Below are 19,488 nucleotides of genomic sequence, written 5' to 3' on the forward strand. Positions count from 1 at the left end.
ACATGGCGGTGAGCAGCTTGCCCGCCTTGGCGCGCGGCAGCGCCTCCATGAGTTCGGACGCGCCGTCGAGTTCCGGCTGGTCGAAGATCTCGACCAGACGTTCGAACGTCACTTCACAGAGCAGTTCCGTCGCGTTCTCTCGAGGCTCCCTGTTGAGGGCTTCGACAATGTCGGCGACGTGATCGTTGGCTAGGATACGGGCAATCGCGACGGCCTCGTCGCTTGCCACTGTGGTAAATTCGTTCATGGCTCACTCCTTGCCGTCCGGCAGGACATGAACCATGTGAGGTCACGTCAGGGCGGACGGCTGTTGCGTTCGACTGTGACTGTCGCCAGGCATGGCGCGGTGACCTTTCCGCTTGCGGGTTCGCGTTTTTACTATCTGCAAGCGGGCGCAACATAGGAGCGCGCCTTGCCGTGTCAATCGCGGTGAGGAGGGAAAATGCCGACGAGCGGCCAAGATCGCGAGACTGTGATCGCCGGCCGCCGTTCGCCTCGGCAGACCGGGGTGGAATAACCGTTATTTCTGCTTCAGCCGGCGCGAGAAACGCAGCCACTTGTCTTCGACCGGCCTTGGGACCGGCCTGGGCTGCACGAGAATGGTGGTGAGCTCGGCGGGCAGGGTCGGAACCAGCGGCTTCTTGGTGGCGACGCCGTCGGCGATCGCGACGATGCTGTGATAGAATTCGCTGCCGCTCATCGATCTCGGCGCAACCGCTTCGTGCATGACGCTGATCACCGTGACATCGGGGCAGTTGTCCTTGATGGCCTGGTGGAAGGCGACCTTGCCGTCGGGGTCGAGCGCGCCGGTCGCCTCGTCAAGGAACAGCAGCCCCGGCTGCTGCAGCACGATGCGAGCCACCACCAGCTTCTGCTTCTGGCCGCCCGACAGCACCTGGTCCCAGCTTTTGCATTCGCGGCTTTCGTCGGCCATGTGCTCGATGAAGTCGCCAAGCCCGGCCTTGTGCAGCGCCGACGCCACCTGCGCGTCGCCATGGTCGTGCTCGGAGCCCGGCAGGCAGACCAGTTGCCTCAGCGACACAGGCTGCAGCTTAACCTCCTGGGCGGCATAGAAACTCTTCACGCCTTCGGGGAAGACGATGGTGCCGCGGCCATAGGGCCACAGGCCGTTGATCGCCTTGATCAGCGAGGTCTTGCCGCAGCCGGACTCGCCCTTCAGGAAAGTCCATTCGCCGCGCCGGAAGCGCAAATTGGCGGCGCTGAGGAAGGGCGTCGCATCCTCGCCTTGATGCGCCAGTTCGAGCTTCTGGATGGTCAGGCCGAAAACCGGGTTCTGGCTGGTGTAGTGGAAATCGGAGCGGCCGGTCTGGCTGTAGAATTCCTGCGGATGCTGGACATTCTCGATCGCGTTGGCCAACTCGGTGACACGCTGGCTGTTGGCGCGCAGCGTGGCGATGGCGGGCATGACGTGGATGAACCACGAACACTGGCCGATCAGAGAATTGACCAGCTCGGAGCCGGTTATATAGCCCTTCAGATCGAGGCGGTTGTGGATGAACGGCACGAGGCCCGGTCCATAGGCGACAATGCGGGCGCCGATGAAATTGTAGATCAGCTCGAACGACATATAGACGGTGTTGACGATGTTCAGCCGCGTCCAGGTGCCGTCGATATCGACATAGAGCCGGCCATGCATGGTCCTTTGCACGCCTTCGCCCTGAGACGCCGCGACATGGAAGGAGCGGCGCAGGAACGTCGTCAGTTCGCCGCGATAGCTGCCTTCGGCCTTCTGCATCCTGACGTTGAGGCGCTCGAGCAGGCCGCCGAGCTTGACGGCGATCCATGTGTTCAGCGGCACATAGGTGGCGACGGCCAGGAAGGCCAGGATGGCGCTGCCATAGCTGCCGAGGAACTCCAGCCCCTTCACCTCGACGGAGTTTTCGAGCAGCTTCTGGCCGACGAAGAAGAGCGAGGTGGCGACGGCCAGTACGCCCATGGCGAGCCCGATGGCGCCCCCGGTCATGTCCTTGATGGATTCCTGGACACGCTGGTCGATGTTGTCGGGGGCCGGTGCGCCGCTGCCGGTCGATGCATGCTGGGCATGGAAATGCGTATGGTTGCCATCCAGCAGCGCTTCATTGAAGCGGCTGTCCAACCAACCGCGCCATTTGCGGTGCAATGTCGCCGAGACAAGATTGCGGACGCCGGTGAAGCCAGCGTCCTTGAGTACCACCAGCAGCACGAGGACGCCGGCATTGATCAGCAGCGAGCGAAGCGGCGTGGTGTTGGCGGCGTCATGGAAGAAGGCGATCGAATTGACCAGTTCGCCGGAGGCTTCGGCGAACCAGACACCGGCCTTGCTGGACAGCGCCGTGAGCACCGCGATCACCAGCGTCAGCGTCCAGGCTTCCTTCCAGCGGTCGGAAACCCAGTAGGCCCGCATCAGGCCCCAGAAGCTGCGCATCGACGACACCGGCGTCAGAAGCGATCGCCCTGCGGCATCGCGAGGTGTTTTTTCCGGTACTGACTCTTGCGATGGTCTACCGACCCGAATCACGATCCCGCCCAAACCTTTTTTCTTTTGTTACGGATGGTAACACCAATTGATCATTTTCCATTAATTTAAAACCGGCCCGACCGGATTGCCCCGGCAGCCGTTGCCGTGAGGCAACAGATTACACGCTGAAATGTAGCGACAACGGTCGGCAATAATCAGAATATCGATATTGATTTCAGATACTTGATCTTCAATAAAATGCCGTCGATGGAGCTTCCCCTGGGGAAGGCTTTCACACGGTTTCGTGAACTCGAAGTCGTGTCGAGCGATCGGTTTTCTCACTGCGGACGGCCCAGAGAGCTCGAAAATTTGCGGTTCGTGACTCGCCAGGAATGCCGTGGTCGTCCTTGCCAGGGGCAGGAAGTGACGGGAGAATTGATCGAGCGGCGCGTTCCGTCTTGTCCGGTCAGCTGAGGGACTGCGTTTGACAATTCATCCACCTGGGATTGAACCTTGCCCGGCATCGTCGACACTCATGCATATTCGGTTCTCCAACAAGGAAGCTCCCAATGCTTGCACGCGCGGCCGCAATCCTGTCCCTCTTCGCCTGGCTGCCCCTCGTACCTTTGGCGCATGCCGGCGCGCAGAGCATCCCGGCCAGCGCCGAAGGCCAGATCGAGTTCAACACGCCGTCCGGCAACATCGGCTGCATCTACACGCCCAAAGGCGGCACCGGCACCTATGAGCCAAAGGATGGCGGCCCGGAGCTGAGTTGCTCGCGCGTCGAGCCGAGCTACGTCACGATTATCCTGGGTCCGAAGGGGCCAGCCACTCTGATCAAAAACCCAGGCGAGCAGGGCTGCTGCAGCGATGTCGACAAGCTTGGCTACGGCAACAGCTGGAGCGCCGGGCCGTTCTCGTGCCAGTCGTCAATCAAGGGACTGACCTGCACGGCCACGAACGGCCATGGATTTTTCATCAGCAAGGCCAAGGCGACGGTGAAGTAACGTTTGCTGCTGTCGCGGAGAGGAGAGGGCGGTCGGCTCAGCCGGCCTTGTCCAGTTCGCCGCGCGCCTTGGCGGCGGCCACCTGGCGAATGGCATCGGCCAGCGTGTCGGCATCCTGTGCGCCCATGACCGCGTACTTGTCCTCGAGCAGGAAGCACGGCACGCCAGAAATGCCCATGCGCGACGCGGTGGCGATCTCGGTGCGCACCGCCTCGACATCGGCCTCGGTCGGCAAAAGCGTGGCGACCACGGACGCATCCATGCCGGCCTCTCGCGCCGCCTCGACCAGCACGGCATGATCGCCAATGTTGGCGCCTTCCTCGAAATTCAGCTGGAACAGCCGGCGCACAAGCCTGTTCTGAATGGCTTCGCCGGCGGCACCTGCCCAGCGGATCAGCCGGTGCGCATCGAGCGTGTTCGGCGCCACCTTGATGGCGTCGAAGGCAAAGGAAATGTCTTCCGCTTCGCCCAGCGGCTCGATGCGGGTGTGAATCTCGCGGATGCGCTCATCACTGCCGAATTTTGCCAGCATGTATTCGCGGCGGTCCTTGCCTTCGGGCGGAATGGTCGGATCGAGCTGGAACGGCCGCCAGCGGACATGCACGTCGACATCGCTGACGGCGGCGATTGCCCTGTCGAGCCGCTTTTGACCGATGAAGCACCAGGGGCAGACGACATCGGACACCACATCGACGGTGATGGCGTTCAATTCGCTCATCTCGATCTCCTGATCCCTCAGTTGGGTTTGCGCCACCATGTTGGCAGCTGATACCCGAATATGGGCGTCTTTTGCGGATGTTCCAGGTGGTTCCAGTAGGCAATCCATTGCTGCGTGTTGTGCTGCATCGGCACCATGTAGTTGCCGGAGATCAGCAGCCGGTCGAGAACGCGAACGGCGGCAACATAATCCTCCTTGGAGCGGGCGCGCAGCATCGCCTCGATCGCCGCGTCCACAGCCGGATCGGCGACGCCGGCGAGATTGAACGAGCCTTCCGTCCTGGCCGCGGCGGAACTCCAGCGCCCGCTCTGCTCGATGCCGGGCGACAACGAATTGTTGAAGCCGCTCGATCCGATCAGGACCTCGAAGTCGAAGCGCTGCTTGCGCGACTGGATCTGGTCGCCGTCGAGGCTGCGAATGGTGAGATCGATGCCGATCTTCTCCAGCGTGCGCTGGTAGATGCCGGCAAGGCGCTCCTCGTCCTGCGACGCGGTCAGGATTTCGAAGCTGAAGGGTTTGCCTTGGGGATCGAGCATCGTTCCATTCTGCACGTGGTAGCCGACACTTTTCAAAAGATCGAAGGCTGCCTTCAGCACGCGGCGGTCCTGGCCCGATCCGTCGGTCACCGGCGGCCGCCATGTACCGTCCATGACATCGGCAGGGACGCGGCCGGGGTAGGGCGCCAGAAGCGCTTTCTCCCTGTCGTCGGCCGGATGCCCGATCGCGGAAAGCTCGGAATTCTGCCAGTAACTCATCGTGCGCGTGTATTTGCCGCCGAACAGGTTCTTGTTGGCCCATTCAAAGTCGTAGAGCATGCCGAGCGCGCGCCGCACGACAGGGTTGGCGAATTTCGGCAACCGCGTGTTGAACAGGAAACCGGTCACCACGGGCGGAATGCCGGTGTCGAAGGTTTCGGCGACGACGTCGCCCTTGTGGAAGGCCGGAAAATCGAGATCGCGCTCGCGCTTCACCGGGTCACTGTCGTCGTCGATGGCGCAAAGGCCTTTCTTGAACGCTTCGAGCTTGGCGTTGGCGTTGAGGAAATACTCAATGGTGATCTGGTCGTAATTGTCGAAACCGCGCTTGGCCGGGACGTCCTTGCCCCAGTAGTCCGGGTTGCGCTTGAACACGATGCGCTGGCCGGGCTGCACCTGCGCGATCCTATAAGGGCCGCTGCCGATCACCGGCTTGAGCGTCGTCCTGTCGAAAGTCTCCTTGTCGAAGGCGTGCTTCGGGATGATCGGGGTCAGCGCGATGATCAGCGGGAATTCGCGATCGGCCTTGTCGTTGAAGGTGAAGCGCACGCTGTGATCGCCGGTCTTTTCGAGCTTGGCGACCCTGGCCATGCGATCGCTGTAAGGCGGGCGGCCTTTCTCGGTGTAGACGTCATAGCTGAACAGCACGTCCTCCGGCGTCACCGGCTGACCGTCCGACCATTTGGCCTTCGGATTGAGATGGAATTCGATGCTCTTGCGCTCCGGGTCCATGTCGGCGCTGTCCGCCAACAAACCGTAGAGCGTGAAAGCCTCGTCGGCATTGCGCTGCATCAACGGCTCGAAGACCAGATTGCCGAAGATCGTATCCATCATGCCGCGCGCCGTCGTGCGCAGGCTCTTGAGGATGAAAGGGTTCAGATTGTCGAAGCTGCCGACGACGCAATAGGTGATCGAGCCACCCTTCGGCGCGTCGGGATTGACGTAATCGAAATGCGTATAGCCGGGCGGTAGCGCCGGCTCACCCTGCATGGCGATAGCGTGCTTCGGCTCCGATGCGGCCGGCTGATGCGAAAGGGCGAGAAACGATATCCCAGTGATCAGCCAAACAACAACGCGGCCCATGACCGTCTCCTTACTGGGTCGGCTTGATGATTCGGTGTGCACCCTAGCATGAGGCGGCTGCGCGCCGGCCAACCGCGCGTTCAACAATTGCTGACGCCGGGCTGGATTCGGCCTCGCTTGCAGTGTAACACGCCCTCCGAAGTCATTCTGTTGCCTCATTTCGGCAACAGGTAGCTGGACCACACGGCACGAAGAAGCCGGTCCCGGGATCATTTGAGAGGAAGTGCACGACATGACGAGCCTGAACAGCAACGCGTACCGCCTGTCGGTCATGGCCGCTGGCGTGGTCGGCTTTCTCGGCGCAGGACTTCCCGCTGCTTCCGCACAGCAGCAACAGCAGATTCCGCAAGGCTGGTTCAAGGCCTGCACCAAGCAGGAAGACGTCGACATCTGCAATGTCCAGAACATCACCACCGCCGGCAACGGCCAGCTGGTCACCGGCGTCAGCCTGATCGAGCTGAAGGGCAAGGTGAACCGCAAGGTGTTCCAGGTGACGGTCCCGACCGGCCGTCTGGTGCCTCCCGGCATCGGCCTGCAGATCGACACCGGCAAGGCGCAGAAGCTCGACTATGTGATCTGCTTCCCGGATCGTTGCGTGGCGGAAGTGCCGCTGACCGATCAGCTCGTCGCCGCGTTCAAGAAGGGCCAGGCGATCACTCTGACCTCCGTCAATTTCCAGAACCAGCCCAATCCGATCAAGGTCGCCCTGCAGGGCTTCAGCGGCGCCTATGACGGACCGGCGCTGCAGCAGTCGGACATCGAGGACCGGCAGAAGAAGCTTCAGGACTTCGTCGCCAAGAACAACCAGGATTTCGCCAAGAAGCTCAAGGAAGAGCAGGACAAGGCGAAGACCGCCAACTGATCGGCCGATATCGCCGAGCCACAAAAAAGCGGGGTCATGCCCCGCTTTTTTTGCGCCCATCTCTCCGCGGGTTAATGCCTCGACTGCCGTTTCGGCTGGTAGCGCCCGTCCGGCTTCTTGTCGAACATCTCCTTGATCTGCGGATGCCGGACCGGCTCCCCCGACTGATCCTCGAGCAGATTCTGCTCGGAGACATAGGCGATGTACTCGGTCTCCGAATTTTCGGCGAGCAGATGATAGAAAGGCTGATCCTTGTGCGGCCGCACGTCGGCGGGGATGGCTTCGTACCATTCGTCGGTGTTGGCGAATTGCGGATCGACATCGAAAATAATGCCCCTGAATGGAAACAGCCGGTGGCGAACCACCTGTCCGATCGCGAATTTGGCTGTTTTCATCGTACTCACCACTGAATTCCTTGGGCTTATTTGGCGCAGACCGCGCATCAATTCAATCCCGAGGCGCTTGACGCCCTATTAAGCAACGGGCTAGCCCGGCGCCAGGGTTTCGGACCAGCATAAAAATGTCTGACGTCATCGGTCTTGTTCTTCCGTTCTTCGGCTTGATTTTTGTCGGGTTTCTGGTGGCGCGCATCACCAGGCAGCCGCTGGAGGCGCTCGGCTGGATGAACACGTTCATCGTCTATGTCGCGCTGCCGGCACTTTTCTTCCAACTGCTTGCCAAGACGCCGTTCGAAGACCTGACGGAATGGCGCTTCATCTTCGGTTCGGTCGTCTCGACCTTCATGATATTTTCCTTGATGTTCATGGGGTCGGTCCTGACCTCGCGCGGCGAGATAGCGCAATCGACCATCAAGGCGCTCGCGGCCGCCTATGGCAATATCGGCTATATGGGACCGGGGCTGGCATTGCTGGCCTTCGGCGAGGAGGCGGCTGTGCCGGTCGCCTTGATCTTCTGTTTCGAGAACATCATGCATTTCGCCATCGCGCCCATGATGATGGCGCTGTCGGGCGACGACAAGACCACGCCTCTCCGGCTTGCGCTCGGTGTCGTGCGCAAGATCGTGCTGCACCCGTTCATCATCGCAACCGCCCTGGGCGTCGGCGCCGCCTATATCGGCTTTCGACCGCCCGTGCCGGTGGAGCGATTTCTGGAATATCTTTCCCGGGCGGCCGCACCTTGCGCGCTGTTCGCCATGGGCGTCACGCTGGCGCTCAGGCCGCTCAATCGCGTCCCGCACGAGATGGTTCCGATTGCGGCGCTGAAACTGATCCTGCACCCGTTGCTCTGCTATGTCGTGCTGAGCTGGATCGGCAATTTCTCTGAGACATGGGTCTTCTCGGCGGTGCTTCTGGCGGCGTTGCCGACCGCCACCAACGTCTTCGTCATCGCCCAGCAGTATGGCGTCTGGGTACAGCGCGCGTCGGCCAGTGTGCTGATCACAACCTGCCTGTCGGTCGTGACCGTCACCGGGCTGCTCTACCTGATCCGGCACGATATCCTAGCGCCGGACCTGTTTCCCTAACCCGCCGGCAAGCGCGGCAAAACCGCTGCCGGGACGAAGCCCCTCGCGCATGAAAAAAGCCCGAAGCGGCGCGAAGCCACCGAGCACGCCGAGCCCGGCCACGCGGGCCATCTGGGCCGGCAGCATGTCGGAAAGCAGCGACATGTTGAGCAGGTTGACCGCGCCGCTACGCGCCAGAATATCGGGGCGGCGCTTGAAATCGTAAGCCGCAAGCGCCTTGGCTGCACCCGGGTCGGCTCGATTTTCACAAGCGATTCCAACCAGATCATCGACGTCCCTGATGCCGAGATTGAGGCCTTGCGCACCAATCGGCGGAAACACATGGGCGGCTTCGCCGACCAGCGCCACCCGATCTCGGGCGAAACGCAGTGGCGTCACCGCCGAAAGCGGATAGATCTGCCGGCCCGGCTCGACCGTCACCCGGCCCAGCATCGACTGCATCTGCTGTTCAACCCGCTGAGAAAGCGTCGTATCGTCCAGTGCGGCGAGGTCGGTCGCGGTCTCGGGCTTGACCACCCAGACCAGGCTGGAGCGATTGCCGGGCAATGGGACCTGCGTGAACGGACCGGTCTCGGTGTGGAATTCGGTCGAGGTGAAGGCGTGGTCGCCGCTATGGCCGAAATTGAGGACGAGAGCTGCCTGCGGGTAGGACCGGGCCGAGGTCGAGATGCCGGCCGCCTGGCGCGCCGGTGACAACCGCCCATCGGCGGCGACCGCAAGCGATGCGTCGACCGTGCTGCCGTCGGCCAGGACGGCACGGGCGTGCTCGGCATCGAGACGCCAGTTCGCCACTATCGACATCAGCCGGTCGATGCCGGCATGCGCGGCAACGGCGCTGGCGAGTGCCGGGTTGAGGACGCTGTTGGGAAGGTTCAGCCCGAATTGGTCCTCGTCGATTTCGCTGGCACGGAAGGTGACGACCGGGCTGCGGATCAGCCGGCTGGTGGCGTCGACGATGCGCATCACTTTCAGGGGCGCCGCCTTGGATTTGACGGTTTCGAGCACGCCAAGCCGGTCGAGCACTTTCAAGGCAGGGTTCATCAGGGCCGTCGTGCGGCCGTCGGGGGCAGTGGGCTCCGGCCCGACCAGCGTCACCGGGAAACCTTCGGCGGCAAAACCGAGCGCCGCGATCAGCCCTGCCGGCCCCGTGCCGGCAACCAGTATCCGCGCAGTTTGCTGATGCTCCAAGATCGGCTTCCGGCTTGCAATGCGAGGCCGGTCCACCCGACCTGCCGTTCGATGAGCATATAGGTCAGATCATGCCGCTTGATCAACGCGGCGATTCGGCCCATTCGGATGTCATGACCGGCCAGCAGGACGACTTCAGCCATCTCGACCGCGCCGGCCGCGCCATGGCCGGCATCGCGCGCAATCCTCGCGTCACGGTAAACGTCGTTGTCGCCGCTTGCATCCTGCTTGCCTGGCTGTCTCTTGCGGCGATGGCAATCCGCGGGGCTGAAACAGGGATTGCGGGCGTCGGCGCCCCTGGCGACACGATCCTGCGCAGCCTGCCGCAACTGCCGCTGCCCGATTTCCTGGAACGGTTCTTTGTGCTGTGCCTCTCACCGGTGCCCTTGGACGCAGATCTCGGCTTGCAGGCCGGCGCGCTCGTTTTCATGTGGCTCCTGATGGCGGTCGCGATGATGCTGCCTTCGGCGGCGCCGATGATCCGCACCTATTGCGAAATCACTGACACGGCTCGCATCAAGGGCGAACCGGTCGTTCACCCGCTGGTGCTGGTCGCCGGTTACCTAAGCGTCTGGCTCGCCGGTTCAATGATGTTCGCGGCGCTGACCTTGGCCGCCCATACATTCGCCTCATCAGCCGGGATGCTCGATCCGGTCGCCGGCCTTGCCGGTGCGCTCGCTCTCGTGATTGCCGGCCTCTACCAGTTCAGCGGCCTCAAGGAAGCTTGCCTGAAGAAATGCAAGAACCCGTTCTCGGTCCTGTTTTCGAACTGGAGCGCAAGGCCCCTTAACATCTTTCGGCTCGGTGTCGCGCAAGGTCTGTGGTGTCTCGGCTGCTGCTGGGCCTTGATGCTGGTGATGTTCGCCGTTGGCGTCATGAACATTTTCTGGATGGCGTTGATCGGGCTGTTCACCCTGATCGAAAAACAAACAGCCAGCAGGGTTCCAACCCGGCTGGCCGGTGCGATACTGCTTGTCTGGGCAGCCGCGCTGCTAGTAGTCTCGCTATGAGTGGGGGAAAATCGATGGCAGACCAGAGCTGGGCGATGAAGGGAGAGCTCGTACTCTCCTGCAATTGCACGGTTTTTTGCCCCTGCGTGCTATCGCTTGGCAATCATCCGCCGACCGAAGGCTATTGCCAGACCTGGGCGGGGTTTCGTATCGATGCAGGCCATTTCGGTGAGGTCGATCTGTCCGGCCTCAATCTCGGGCTGATTATGGAAATCCCCGGCCACATGAGCCGCGGCAACTGGACCGCCGGCCTGTTCATCGACAGCCGCGCATCGGTCTACGCGGTCAAGGCGCTGACCAAGATCTTCACCGGCAAGGCAGGCGGAACCACATCGCTGCTCTCCATCCTGGTCGGCAAATTCCTCGGCGTCGAACAAGTGCCGATCACCTATGAGACGCGTGACAAGACACGTATCTTCCAGATACCGAAGATCATCGACGGGGCGGTGACACCCATCCCCGGCAAGGATCGCGGCAAGGATACGGTGATCAGCAATTCGGAATACTGGATCGCGCCCGAGATTATCGTGGCAAGGTCTGACAAGAGCAAGATGCGGGCTTTCGGCCGCAACTGGAATTTCGCCGGCCGTTCGGCCGAAATCTGCAAGCTGGATTGGCGGGGCCCGTGAGCAAGAACACAACGGCCCGAAAAGCCGCCAAAAAGATCACGGACCGGATTCCCAGGCCGAAGAAGAAGGTCACCTGGCCACAGGCGCGGGCGTTCTCCGTCCATCTCTTGACCGCATCAGGCTCGTTCCTGGCCTTCCTCTCGCTTGTGGCGGCGAGCGAAGAGCGCTGGACCGCAATGTTCTGGTGGCTCGGGCTGGCATTGTTCGTCGACGGCATCGATGGACCGATCGCCAGAAAGCTCGAGGTCAAGGAGATCCTGCCGACATGGTCGGGCGAACTGCTCGACAACATCATCGACTACGTGACCTACGTGCTGATCCCGGCCTTCGCGCTCTATCAGCGCGGCTTCATGGGCGAGGGCCTGTCTTTCCTGTCGGCGGCGATCATCGTCGTGTCCAGCGCCATCTACTATGCCGACACCGGCATGAAGACGAAGGAGAATTTCTTCAAGGGATTCCCCGTGGTCTGGAACATGGTGGTGTTCACCCTGTTCGTCATCGAGCCCGGGCAATGGGTTTCGTTCGCTGTGGTGGTGGTGGCCGGCGTCCTGACTTTCGTGCCGATCAACTTCATCCACCCGGTGCGGGTGGTGCGGCTGCGGCGCATCAACCTTGGGATGACCCTCTTATGGTGCGCTTTCGGCGCGCTCGCCCTGGCCCAGGCGGCACTCGCTGCCTTCTACGATCAGATCGGCGTGCTGGGCGAACAGGTCAGCACCTTCACCAAGATCGGCATTACCATCACCGGGCTTTACCTTGCCTGCATCGGTGGCATCATGCAGTTCTTTCCCAATCTCGGTGCCAAAAAGGCTTGATCAGCCGCTCCCACAGGAAGCCTAGCCCACAGGAAGCCTAGCAATGTCGAAAGCGATCCGCATTCACGCCAATGGCGGCCCGGAAGTTCTGACCTATGAGGACGCTGACCCCGGCCAGCCGGGATCCGGGCAGATCCTGGTCCGGCACACCGCGATCGGCCTCAATTTCATCGATGTCTACCATCGCTCTGGCCTCTACCCGCCGCCTGGCGGCTTCCCGCTCGTGCCAGGCAGCGAAGCCGCCGGCGTGGTGCTGGAGGTCGGCCAGGGCGTCGACTGGCTGAATCCGGGCGATCGCCTCGCCTATGCCGTGACGACGGGCGCTTACGCGCAACAGCGCGTCATCGATGCCAGCCGCGTCGTCAAGGTGCCGGATGGCATCAGCGACGAACAGGCCGCAGCGATGATGCTGAAGGGCATGACCGCGGAATATCTGCTGCGCCGGACGTTCAAGGTGAAGGCCGGCGACACGATCCTGTTCCATGCCGCGGCAGGCGGCGTCGGGCTGATCCTCGGCCAATGGGCAAAACACCTCGGCGCCACCGTCATCGGCACCGCCAGCTCGTCCGACAAGATCGAGCTCGCCAGGGCGCATGGTTTCGACCATGTCATCAACTACAAGGAACAGGATTTCGTTGCCGGCGTCGCCGCCATCACCGGTGGCAAAAAATGCGACGTCGTCTACGATTCGGTCGGCAACGACACATTTCCGGCTTCGCTCGACTGCCTGCGGCCGCTTGGCATGTTCGTCAGCTTTGGCCAGTCCTCGGGACCCATACCGCCATTCAGCATGTCATTGCTGGCACAGAAGGGCTCACTGTTCGCAACGAGGCCGACACTGTTCGTCTACAACGCAAGACGCGAGGACCTCGACGCTTCTGCCGCCGCCCTGTTCGAGGTCGTGCTCAGCGGCGCGGTCGAGATCAAGATCAACCAGCGCTACGCGCTCAAGGACGCCGGCAAGGCGCATTCCGACCTCGAGGGCCGCAGGACCACAGGGACGACCATTCTCATCCCTTAGTTCGTTCTGCCTTGCTATCCCTTGAATTTCCGCTGAAATTCTTGAAGCTCTTTCAAGACGCGTGCCGCTTTCCGATGAGAGCCGGCCGCGCCTACCATGCCTGCGGGAACACAGAACATGTCTGGCTAACCAGATGGGAGGCACTGTGAGTGCAAATCACGACGGCACGAACCTGCTTGGGGTTCGTGGCCTCACCAAGATATTCGGCACGCTGACGGCGTGCGATCATATCGATCTCGACATCGCCAGGGGTGAGATCCACGCCCTGCTTGGCGAAAACGGCGCCGGCAAGTCGACGCTGGTCAAGATGCTGTTCGGTTCGCTGGAGCCCAATGCCGGCGAGATCTTCTGGAACGGGCAGGCCGTCAGGATTTCCAGTCCCGGCGTCGCGAAAAAACTCGGCATCGGTATGGTATTCCAGCACTTCTCGCTGTTCGAGGCGCTGACCGCGGCCGAAAACATTGCCCTGTCGCTGGACGACGGCTCGCCGATCAACAGCATCGCTGCGAAGGCGAGGGCGCTTTCCTTCAGCTACGGCCTGCCGCTCGATCCTGAATCGCTGGTCGGCGACCTGTCGGTAGGCGAACGCCAACGCATCGAAATCATCCGTTGCCTGTTGCAAACGCCTCAGCTCATCATTCTGGACGAGCCGACCTCGGTGCTGACGCCGCAGGAAGCCGACAAGCTGTTCGAGACGCTGGAGCGCCTGCGTTCGGAAGGCAAATCCATCCTCTACATTTCGCACCGGCTCGAAGAGGTCAAACGCATCTGCGACCGCGCCACCGTGTTGCGCCACGGCAAGGTTGTCGGCCACTGCAATCCGCGCGAGGAAACCGCCTCTTCGCTGGCTCGCATGATGGTCGGCAACGAGGTGCAGGCCGTGGTGCGCGCGCCGGTCGAGGGCATCGACAAGGCGCAGCCGCTGCTCGAAATCCGCAATCTCAGCCGCAAACCGGCAACGCCGTTCTCGATCCCGCTCAAGGGCATCAGCCTGAACGTCCGGGCGGGCGAGGTGATCGGCATCGCTGGCGTCGCCGGCAACGGCCAGGGCGAGTTCTTCGAATCCGTCTCCGGCGAAGTGCCGCAGCAGGATGCATCCTCGGTGCGCATTCGCGGCAAGGACGCAGGCGGCCTCACCATCACCGGGCGCCGACTGCTGGGCGCTGCCTTCGTGCCGGAGGAGCGCCTCGGCCACGGTGCGGCACCGCGCATGAAGCTTTCCGAAAACCTGCTGCTGTCGCGCCATGCCACCGACGGCAAGGCGTTCGTCGGTTCCGGCGGGATGATGAAGAGCGGTGCCATCCAAGCCGCGTCCCAACGCATCATCGAGGCGATGGATGTGCGCAAGAGTGCGCCGGATCCGGAGGCCGCGGCCCTTTCTGGCGGCAATCTGCAGAAATTCATCGTCGGCCGTGAACTCGACCGCCGGCCAAGCGTCATGGTGGTGAACCAGCCGACCTGGGGCGTGGATGCGGGCGCTGCCGCTCATATCCGCCAGGCCTTGATCGAGTTGTCGCGCAGCGGATCGGCGGTGCTGGTGATCAGCCAGGATCTCGACGAGCTGTTCGAGATATCGGATGCGATCGCGGTCATGCACAATGGCGAGCTGTCGAAGCCTATGCCGATCGCCGAGGCAACCTTCGAAAAGGTAGGTTTGCTGATGGGCGGCGCCGAACCAGGCCACGCCGAACACTCGCTGGAGACGGCATGATGCGCCTCGAACTCGTCAAACGCCCGCAGCGTTCCATGCTGTTTTCGGCCCTGTCGCCGTTCATCGCCTTCGCGCTGACCATCATTGCCGGCGCCGTCATGTTCGCGCTGCTCGGCGTCAATCCGCTGACCGCGTTCAATATCTATTTTGTCGAGCCGATCAGCCAGGTCTGGCAGCTGCATGAGCTGGCGATCAAGGCAGCGCCGCTCATCCTGATCGCCGTCGGCCTGTCGGTCTGCTACAAGGCCAACATCTGGAACATCGGCGCCGAAGGCCAGTTCATCCTCGGCGGCATTGCCGGTTCGATGGTTCCCGTGCTGTTTCCGCAGTTCGAAGGTCCGCTGGTGCTGCCGCTGATGCTGTTGCTCGGCATGGTCGGCGGCGCGGCCTATGCCGCGATCCCGGCTCTGCTCAAGACCCGCTTCGGCACCAACGAAATCCTGACCAGCCTGATGCTGGTCTACGTCGCGCAGCTCTTCCTTGATTGGCTGGTGCGCGGACCCTGGCGCGATCCGCAGGGCCATGGTTTCCCGCAGACCATCCAGTTCAACGATTCGGCCGTGTTGCCGGAGCTGATGCCGGATGCCGGGCGAGCAAACTGGGGTTTTGTCTTCGCATTGGTCGCCGCGGTGCTGGTCTGGATCCTGATGAGCCGCATGCTGAAAGGTTTTGAGGTGCGCGTGCTGGGCTCAAGCCCGCGGGCAGGGCGCTTCGCCGGCTTCGGCCTCAACCGCATGGTCTTTTTTGCTTTCCTGCTGTCAGGCGCGCTGGCGGGACTCGCCGGCATCTCCGAGGTCTCGGGCGCCATCGGGCAACTGCAGCCTGTCATTTCGCCCGGCTATGGCTTCACCGCCATCATCGTGGCTTTCCTTGGCCGTCTCAACCCGCTCGGCATCGTTGCCGCCGGTCTGGTGCTGGCGCTGACCTATCTCGGTGGCGAAGCGGTGCAGAGCGCGCTCGGCATCTCCGACAAGGTGGCGCGGGTGTTCCAGGGCATGCTGCTGTTCTTCGTGCTCGGCTGTGACACGCTCATCCACTACCGCATCCGCGTGATCGGCCTGGCGCTGACCAAACCGGAAGGTGCCGCGAAACTCGATGCCGCCCCGAAGTTGAAGGAAGCCCGTTGATGGACATCACCGTAAACATCCTTCTGACCATCGCCACGGCGGCAACGCCGCTGCTGATTGCGGCAATCGGCGAACTGGTGGTCGAGCGGTCCGGCGTGCTCAATCTCGGCGTCGAGGGCATGATGATCATGGGCGCTGTCGGCGGATTCGGCGCGACCTATCTCACCGGCTCGCCCTGGATCGGCCTTTTGGCGGCAATCGCCATGGGCGCGGTGTTCTCGCTGCTGTTTGCCGTCATGACTCTGTCGCTGGCCACCAACCAGGTGGCGACCGGCCTGTCGCTGACGCTGCTCGGCCTTGGCCTGTCCGGCATGATGGGCACCAGCTTTGTCGGCCAACCCGGCGAAAGGCTGCCCAACCTCTACATTCCCGGTCTGACGGAAATGCCTGTCGTCGGCAGGCTGCTGTTCGGTCAGGACCCGATCTTCTACATTTCGATCGCGCTCACCGCGGCCGTCATGTGGTTCCTGTTCAAGACAAGGACCGGACTGACGCTGCGCTCGATCGGCGACAGCCACACCTCGGCCCATGCGCTTGGCATCCAGGTCATCCGCTATCGCTATCTCGCGGTGATCTTCGGCGGCGCCTGTGCCGGGCTTGCCGGCGGCCATCTGTCGCTGGTCTACACGCCGCAATGGGTCGAGAACATGAGCGCCGGCCGCGGCTGGATCGCGCTGGCGCTGGTGGTGTTCGCCTCCTGGCGGCCATGGCGGGTGCTGGCCGGCGCCTACATCTTCGGCGCGGTGTGGATCGGCCAGCTTCATGCACAGGCTTTTGGCATTCCGGTGCCTTCACAGTTCCTTTCTTCGCTGCCCTATCTGGCAACCATCGTGGTTCTCGTTCTAATCTCGCGCAACAAGCGTCTGACGATGATGAACACGCCGGCTTCCTTGGGGCAGCCATTCGTTCCGGATCGTTGACAATAAAAACAAACGGGAAGCTCCAAGGCTTAACTCAGAGAGGTAACACAATGAAAAAACTGCTTATTGCCCTGATGACCACGACCGCCGCCATGTCGCTGGCAGTGACGGCGGAAGCTGCGGACAAGCTGAAGGCATGCTGGGTCTACACCGGCCCGATCGGCGACTTCGGCTACTCCTACCAGCACGACCAGGGCCGTCTCGATGTGGAGAAGGCGCTCGGTGACAAGGTCGAAACAGCCTATCTCGAAAACGTCTCGGAAGGTCCCGACGCCGACCGCGCTTTCGAGCGCCTGGCGCGCGAAGGCTGCAAGCTCATCTTCGGCACCTCCTTCGGCTTCATGGACCCGGAAGTGAAGGTCGCCAAGAAATTCCCCAAGGTGATGTTCGAGCACGCCACCGGCTACAAGACCGCTGACAATCTCGGCATCTACAATGCGCGTTTCTACGAAGGCCGCTACGTGCTCGGCCAGATCGCCGCCAAGGAATCGAAGGCCGGCGTTGCCGGCTACATCGTTTCCTTCCCGATTCCCGAAGTGGTGATGGGCATCAACTCCTTCATGCTCGGCGCACAGTCGATCAACCCGAACTTCAAAGCCAAGGTCGTCTGGGTGAATTCCTGGTTCGATCCGGGCAAGGAAGCCGACGCCGCCAAGGCGCTGTTCGACCAGGGCGCCGACATCATCGTCCAGCACACCGATTCGACCGCTGCCCTGCAAGTGGCCGAGGAGCGGGGCCTGAAGGGCTTTGGGCAGTCTTCGGACATGATCAAGTTCGCGCCCAAGGCGCAGTTGACTTCGCTCACCGATGATTGGGGCCCCTATTACATCAGCCGGGTCCAGGCAGCCCTCGACGGCACCTGGAAGCCGGGCAATGTCTGGCTCGGCATCAAGGACGGCGCCGTCAAGCTCGCCCCTTATACCAACATGCCCGACGACGTGAAGGCGATGGCCGAAGCCACCGAAAAGAAGATCTCCGACGGCTGGAATCCCTTCACCGGGCCGATCGCCAAGCAGGACGGCACGCCATGGCTGAAGGATGGCGAAGTCGCCGACGACGGCACGCTGCTCGGCATGAATTTTTATGTGAAGGGCGTCGACGACAAGCTGCCGAAATAACCAGCGCGAGACATGAGACGGAGGGGCGCCGCGAGGCGCCCTTCTTCATTCGGCGGGCTGTGCGCCGGCAGAGGGGCGATGAAACCGCGTTCGTCCGGCATCGACCACACGGCCGAGCCAGAACCTGAGCAACCGCTGTACCGGTCGTTCGCAGGTGCGCCAGATCGCCCACGAAATGAAAAGCATGAGCACGACGCAACCAAGGGCGGCAATCCATTTGCCGACAAGGGGCGTTGCCGCATTGATGGCGAGATAGCCGATCTCCTGATGCAGCAGATAGAGCGGATAGGTCAGCCCGCCCAGCGCCAGGGTGAGCGCCGATGCCCTCACACGGTGGCGCAGCAGCACCGCGCCGATCAGGGCCGCGTGCATGACGGCGTTGGCGAGGACAAGATTGGCCGAGGAGACGGCAATGCCGTAGTGGCCGAGCATCCAGCGCTGCGTCACCGACAGCGTTCCGCAGGAGATCAGGAACGCGGCGGCGAGCAGCAGCAGGGCCGGCACAGAACGGCCATGCGAATGGATGTGGTGGACCAGCACGCCGGCGGCGAAGAACGGGCCGAACTCCGTGAGGAACAGCAGCCTGGCTCCGCCGCTGCCGATGAAGAACTCGTTCAAGGCCGAGATTGCCAGCCAGATGAAGATCAGCTCCAGCTTGCGTTTCTGGAAGAGCCCGGTGAACAGGGCCAGCGTGATCCATCCGTAGAACACCAGTTCAAGCACGATCGACCAGTAGACGCCGTCCATGAAGGGTTGGCCGAAGGCCGGCGCGAACATCGACAGGTTGGCGACATACTGGCTGAAAGAGGCTGGAAGCAACGGTGTGCCGGCAAGGGTGAGAACTGCGAAGGTGATCGTCATGCAGAACAGAAAACCCGGATAGAGGCGAACGAACCGCGCGATCGCAAACTGATCCCAGCTCCGGTTTTCCGCCGACCAGGCAATGACGAAACCGCTGATCAGGAAGAACAGATTGACGCCGAGATAGCCGTAGAGGGCGAACGGTGCGGCAAGCGGATAGCCCTGCGCGAGGTAGCCTTCGGCGGCCGCGCCGCGAAAGAAATAGTGAAAGAACACGACAGCAAGTGCTGCCGCCAGCCTGAGCAAATCCAGCGTCGCGATGTAATTTTGTTCCGCAGATCTGGTGTTCATCCGCATTCCCCCGCATCTCCGGTCCGCAAACCATAGAGCGGATCGCGGCTGAGCGGGTTAAAAGGCTGAACTATCGTCAGATGTAGTAAATACGGCCCTCAGACCGCCGAACCATAAAGGTCATAGGCGTCGGCGCGATCGATCTTGACAGTGACGACATCGCCCTGGCGCAAAGGGCGGCGCGACTGGATATGCACCGAGCCATCGATCTCGGGCGCGTCGTATTTGGTGCGGCCCTTTGCCGACGTGCCATGCGCCTCGTCGATCAGCACCGGCAGGCGCTTGCCGACCTTCTTGGCCAGCTGCGTTGCCGAAATCTTCTGCTGGCGCTGCATGAAACGGTGCCAGCGCGCCTCCTTGATCTCCTGGGGAACCTGTTCGAGACCGAGATCGTTGGAGCGGGCGCCGCGGACCGGCTCGTATTTGAAGCA

At 62.2% G+C, this 19,488-nt stretch carries 18 protein-coding genes and 1 pseudogene (1 of these 19 running past the window's edge); 11 read left to right on the forward strand and 8 right to left on the reverse strand.

Going from position 1 to position 19,488, the window contains the following annotated elements; all coding sequences use genetic code 11:
• Together EOB59_RS36525 and EOB59_RS21385 are read right to left on the reverse strand one after the other, a co-directional pair.
• Window positions 1-247, reverse strand: a pseudogene (locus tag EOB59_RS36525) (magnesium transporter); the annotation flags it as partial.
• A gap of 273 nt (window positions 248-520) precedes the next feature.
• Complete coding sequence (locus tag EOB59_RS21385) at window positions 521-2,425, reverse strand: ABC transporter ATP-binding protein/permease (RefSeq protein WP_164895710.1); 1,905 nt, start codon at window positions 2,423-2,425, stop codon at window positions 521-523.
• Between the two features lie 602 nt (window positions 2,426-3,027).
• Here EOB59_RS21385 and EOB59_RS21390 point away from each other — a divergent pair.
• A complete protein-coding gene (locus EOB59_RS21390; protein ID WP_128289171.1) occupies window positions 3,028-3,465 on the forward strand; it encodes a hypothetical protein in 438 nt (145 codons plus the stop codon).
• 37 nt (window positions 3,466-3,502) lie between these two features.
• Here the strand turns inward: EOB59_RS21390 and EOB59_RS21395 are convergent, their stop codons facing one another.
• Complete coding sequence (locus EOB59_RS21395; RefSeq protein ID WP_128289172.1) at window positions 3,503-4,183, reverse strand: DsbA family protein; 681 nt, start codon at window positions 4,181-4,183, stop codon at window positions 3,503-3,505.
• Window positions 4,184-4,200: 17 nt separating this feature from the next.
• Entirely contained in the window at window positions 4,201-6,021 is a 1,821-nt protein-coding gene (locus tag EOB59_RS21400) for an extracellular solute-binding protein (protein ID WP_128289173.1), read from the reverse strand.
• A gap of 232 nt (window positions 6,022-6,253) precedes the next feature.
• On the opposite strand from EOB59_RS21400, the gene EOB59_RS21405 reads away from it, so the two are divergent.
• A complete protein-coding gene (locus EOB59_RS21405; RefSeq protein WP_127270670.1) occupies window positions 6,254-6,883 on the forward strand; it encodes an invasion associated locus B family protein in 630 nt (209 codons plus the stop codon).
• Window positions 6,884-6,954: 71 nt separating this feature from the next.
• Here the strand turns inward: EOB59_RS21405 and hspQ are convergent, their stop codons facing one another.
• Entirely contained in the window at window positions 6,955-7,278 is a 324-nt protein-coding gene (hspQ, locus tag EOB59_RS21410) for a heat shock protein HspQ (protein WP_164762658.1), read from the reverse strand.
• 125 nt (window positions 7,279-7,403) lie between these two features.
• On the opposite strand from hspQ, the gene EOB59_RS21415 reads away from it, so the two are divergent.
• Window positions 7,404-8,366, forward strand: a complete 963-nt coding sequence (locus tag EOB59_RS21415) for an AEC family transporter (RefSeq protein WP_127328975.1) — start codon at window positions 7,404-7,406, stop codon at window positions 8,364-8,366.
• Here EOB59_RS21415 and EOB59_RS21420 read toward each other — a convergent pair.
• Window positions 8,343-9,554, reverse strand: coding sequence for a UbiH/UbiF family hydroxylase (locus EOB59_RS21420; RefSeq protein ID WP_127810376.1), 1,212 nt, complete (start codon window positions 9,552-9,554; stop codon window positions 8,343-8,345). The genes EOB59_RS21415 and EOB59_RS21420 overlap by 24 nt on opposite strands.
• 71 nt (window positions 9,555-9,625) lie before the next feature.
• Here EOB59_RS21420 and EOB59_RS21425 point away from each other — a divergent pair, with 71 nt between their 5' ends.
• The 8 genes from EOB59_RS21425 (at window position 9,626) to EOB59_RS21460 (ending at window position 17,905) form a co-directional block, all read left to right on the forward strand.
• The gene (locus tag EOB59_RS21425) at window positions 9,626-10,564 is read left to right on the forward strand and encodes a DUF2182 domain-containing protein (protein WP_128289174.1); all 939 of its coding nucleotides are present in this window, start codon (window positions 9,626-9,628) and stop codon (window positions 10,562-10,564) included.
• A 14-nt stretch (window positions 10,565-10,578) separates the two neighbouring features.
• Window positions 10,579-11,193, forward strand: coding sequence for a DUF1326 domain-containing protein (locus tag EOB59_RS21430; RefSeq protein ID WP_127397798.1), 615 nt, complete (start codon window positions 10,579-10,581; stop codon window positions 11,191-11,193).
• Complete coding sequence (pcsA, locus tag EOB59_RS21435; RefSeq protein WP_023811884.1) at window positions 11,190-12,008, forward strand: phosphatidylcholine synthase; 819 nt, start codon at window positions 11,190-11,192, stop codon at window positions 12,006-12,008. The genes EOB59_RS21430 and pcsA overlap by 4 nt, the downstream gene beginning before the upstream one ends.
• A 43-nt stretch (window positions 12,009-12,051) precedes the next feature.
• Window positions 12,052-13,029 carry a quinone oxidoreductase gene (locus EOB59_RS21440; RefSeq protein WP_128289175.1) on the forward strand — a complete coding sequence of 326 codons (978 nt, stop codon included), beginning with the start codon at window positions 12,052-12,054 and terminating at the stop codon, window positions 13,027-13,029.
• 133 nt (window positions 13,030-13,162) lie between these two features.
• Window positions 13,163-14,740 carry an ABC transporter ATP-binding protein gene (locus tag EOB59_RS21445; RefSeq protein WP_164895711.1) on the forward strand — a complete coding sequence of 526 codons (1,578 nt, stop codon included), beginning with the start codon at window positions 13,163-13,165 and terminating at the stop codon, window positions 14,738-14,740.
• Entirely contained in the window at window positions 14,737-15,867 is a 1,131-nt protein-coding gene (locus tag EOB59_RS21450) for an ABC transporter permease (RefSeq protein WP_128289177.1), read from the forward strand. Before EOB59_RS21445 ends, EOB59_RS21450 begins: the two co-directional genes overlap by 4 nt.
• Complete coding sequence (locus EOB59_RS21455; protein ID WP_127268999.1) at window positions 15,867-16,787, forward strand: ABC transporter permease; 921 nt, start codon at window positions 15,867-15,869, stop codon at window positions 16,785-16,787. The genes EOB59_RS21450 and EOB59_RS21455 overlap by 1 nt, the downstream gene beginning before the upstream one ends.
• A 50-nt stretch (window positions 16,788-16,837) precedes the next feature.
• Complete coding sequence (locus EOB59_RS21460) at window positions 16,838-17,905, forward strand: BMP family ABC transporter substrate-binding protein (RefSeq protein ID WP_128289178.1); 1,068 nt, start codon at window positions 16,838-16,840, stop codon at window positions 17,903-17,905.
• 45 nt (window positions 17,906-17,950) lie between these two features.
• Here EOB59_RS21460 and EOB59_RS21465 read toward each other — a convergent pair whose 3' ends face one another.
• Both EOB59_RS21465 and rimO read right to left on the reverse strand, forming a co-directional pair.
• Entirely contained in the window at window positions 17,951-19,057 is a 1,107-nt protein-coding gene (locus EOB59_RS21465) for an acyltransferase (protein ID WP_127328981.1), read from the reverse strand.
• 98 nt (window positions 19,058-19,155) lie between these two features.
• Window positions 19,156-19,488, reverse strand: the end of a protein-coding gene (gene rimO / locus EOB59_RS21470; protein WP_128289179.1) for a 30S ribosomal protein S12 methylthiotransferase RimO. It continues 978 nt past the right edge of the window; the window shows 333 of its 1,311 coding nt (coding positions 979-1,311); its start codon lies beyond the right edge, outside the window — the gene reads right to left on this strand; it ends in the stop codon at window positions 19,156-19,158.

The sequence above is a fragment of the Mesorhizobium sp. M7A.F.Ca.MR.176.00.0.0 genome, assembly GCF_004023165.1.
Classification (GTDB): domain Bacteria; phylum Pseudomonadota; class Alphaproteobacteria; order Rhizobiales; family Rhizobiaceae; genus Mesorhizobium.

Coding starts and splice junctions, on each gene's coding strand:
- EOB59_RS21385 (WP_164895710.1), bottom strand. CDS start 2,425: ATGCGCAGCTTCTGGGGCCTGATGCGGGCCTACTGGGTTTCCGACCGC.
- EOB59_RS21390 (WP_128289171.1), top strand. CDS start 3,028: ATGCTTGCACGCGCGGCCGCAATCCTGTCCCTCTTCGCCTGGCTGCCC.
- EOB59_RS21395 (WP_128289172.1), bottom strand. CDS start 4,183: ATGAGCGAATTGAACGCCATCACCGTCGATGTGGTGTCCGATGTCGTC.
- EOB59_RS21400 (WP_128289173.1), bottom strand. CDS start 6,021: ATGGGCCGCGTTGTTGTTTGGCTGATCACTGGGATATCGTTTCTCGCC.
- EOB59_RS21405 (WP_127270670.1), top strand. CDS start 6,254: ATGACGAGCCTGAACAGCAACGCGTACCGCCTGTCGGTCATGGCCGCT.
- hspQ (WP_164762658.1), bottom strand. CDS start 7,278: ATGAAAACAGCCAAATTCGCGATCGGACAGGTGGTTCGCCACCGGCTG.
- EOB59_RS21415 (WP_127328975.1), top strand. CDS start 7,404: ATGTCTGACGTCATCGGTCTTGTTCTTCCGTTCTTCGGCTTGATTTTT.
- EOB59_RS21425 (WP_128289174.1), top strand. CDS start 9,626: ATGCCGCTTGATCAACGCGGCGATTCGGCCCATTCGGATGTCATGACC.
- EOB59_RS21430 (WP_127397798.1), top strand. CDS start 10,579: ATGGCAGACCAGAGCTGGGCGATGAAGGGAGAGCTCGTACTCTCCTGC.
- EOB59_RS21440 (WP_128289175.1), top strand. CDS start 12,052: ATGTCGAAAGCGATCCGCATTCACGCCAATGGCGGCCCGGAAGTTCTG.
- EOB59_RS21445 (WP_164895711.1), top strand. CDS start 13,163: ATGGGAGGCACTGTGAGTGCAAATCACGACGGCACGAACCTGCTTGGG.
- EOB59_RS21450 (WP_128289177.1), top strand. CDS start 14,737: ATGATGCGCCTCGAACTCGTCAAACGCCCGCAGCGTTCCATGCTGTTT.
- EOB59_RS21455 (WP_127268999.1), top strand. CDS start 15,867: ATGGACATCACCGTAAACATCCTTCTGACCATCGCCACGGCGGCAACG.
- EOB59_RS21460 (WP_128289178.1), top strand. CDS start 16,838: ATGAAAAAACTGCTTATTGCCCTGATGACCACGACCGCCGCCATGTCG.
- EOB59_RS21465 (WP_127328981.1), bottom strand. CDS start 19,057: ATGAACACCAGATCTGCGGAACAAAATTACATCGCGACGCTGGATTTG.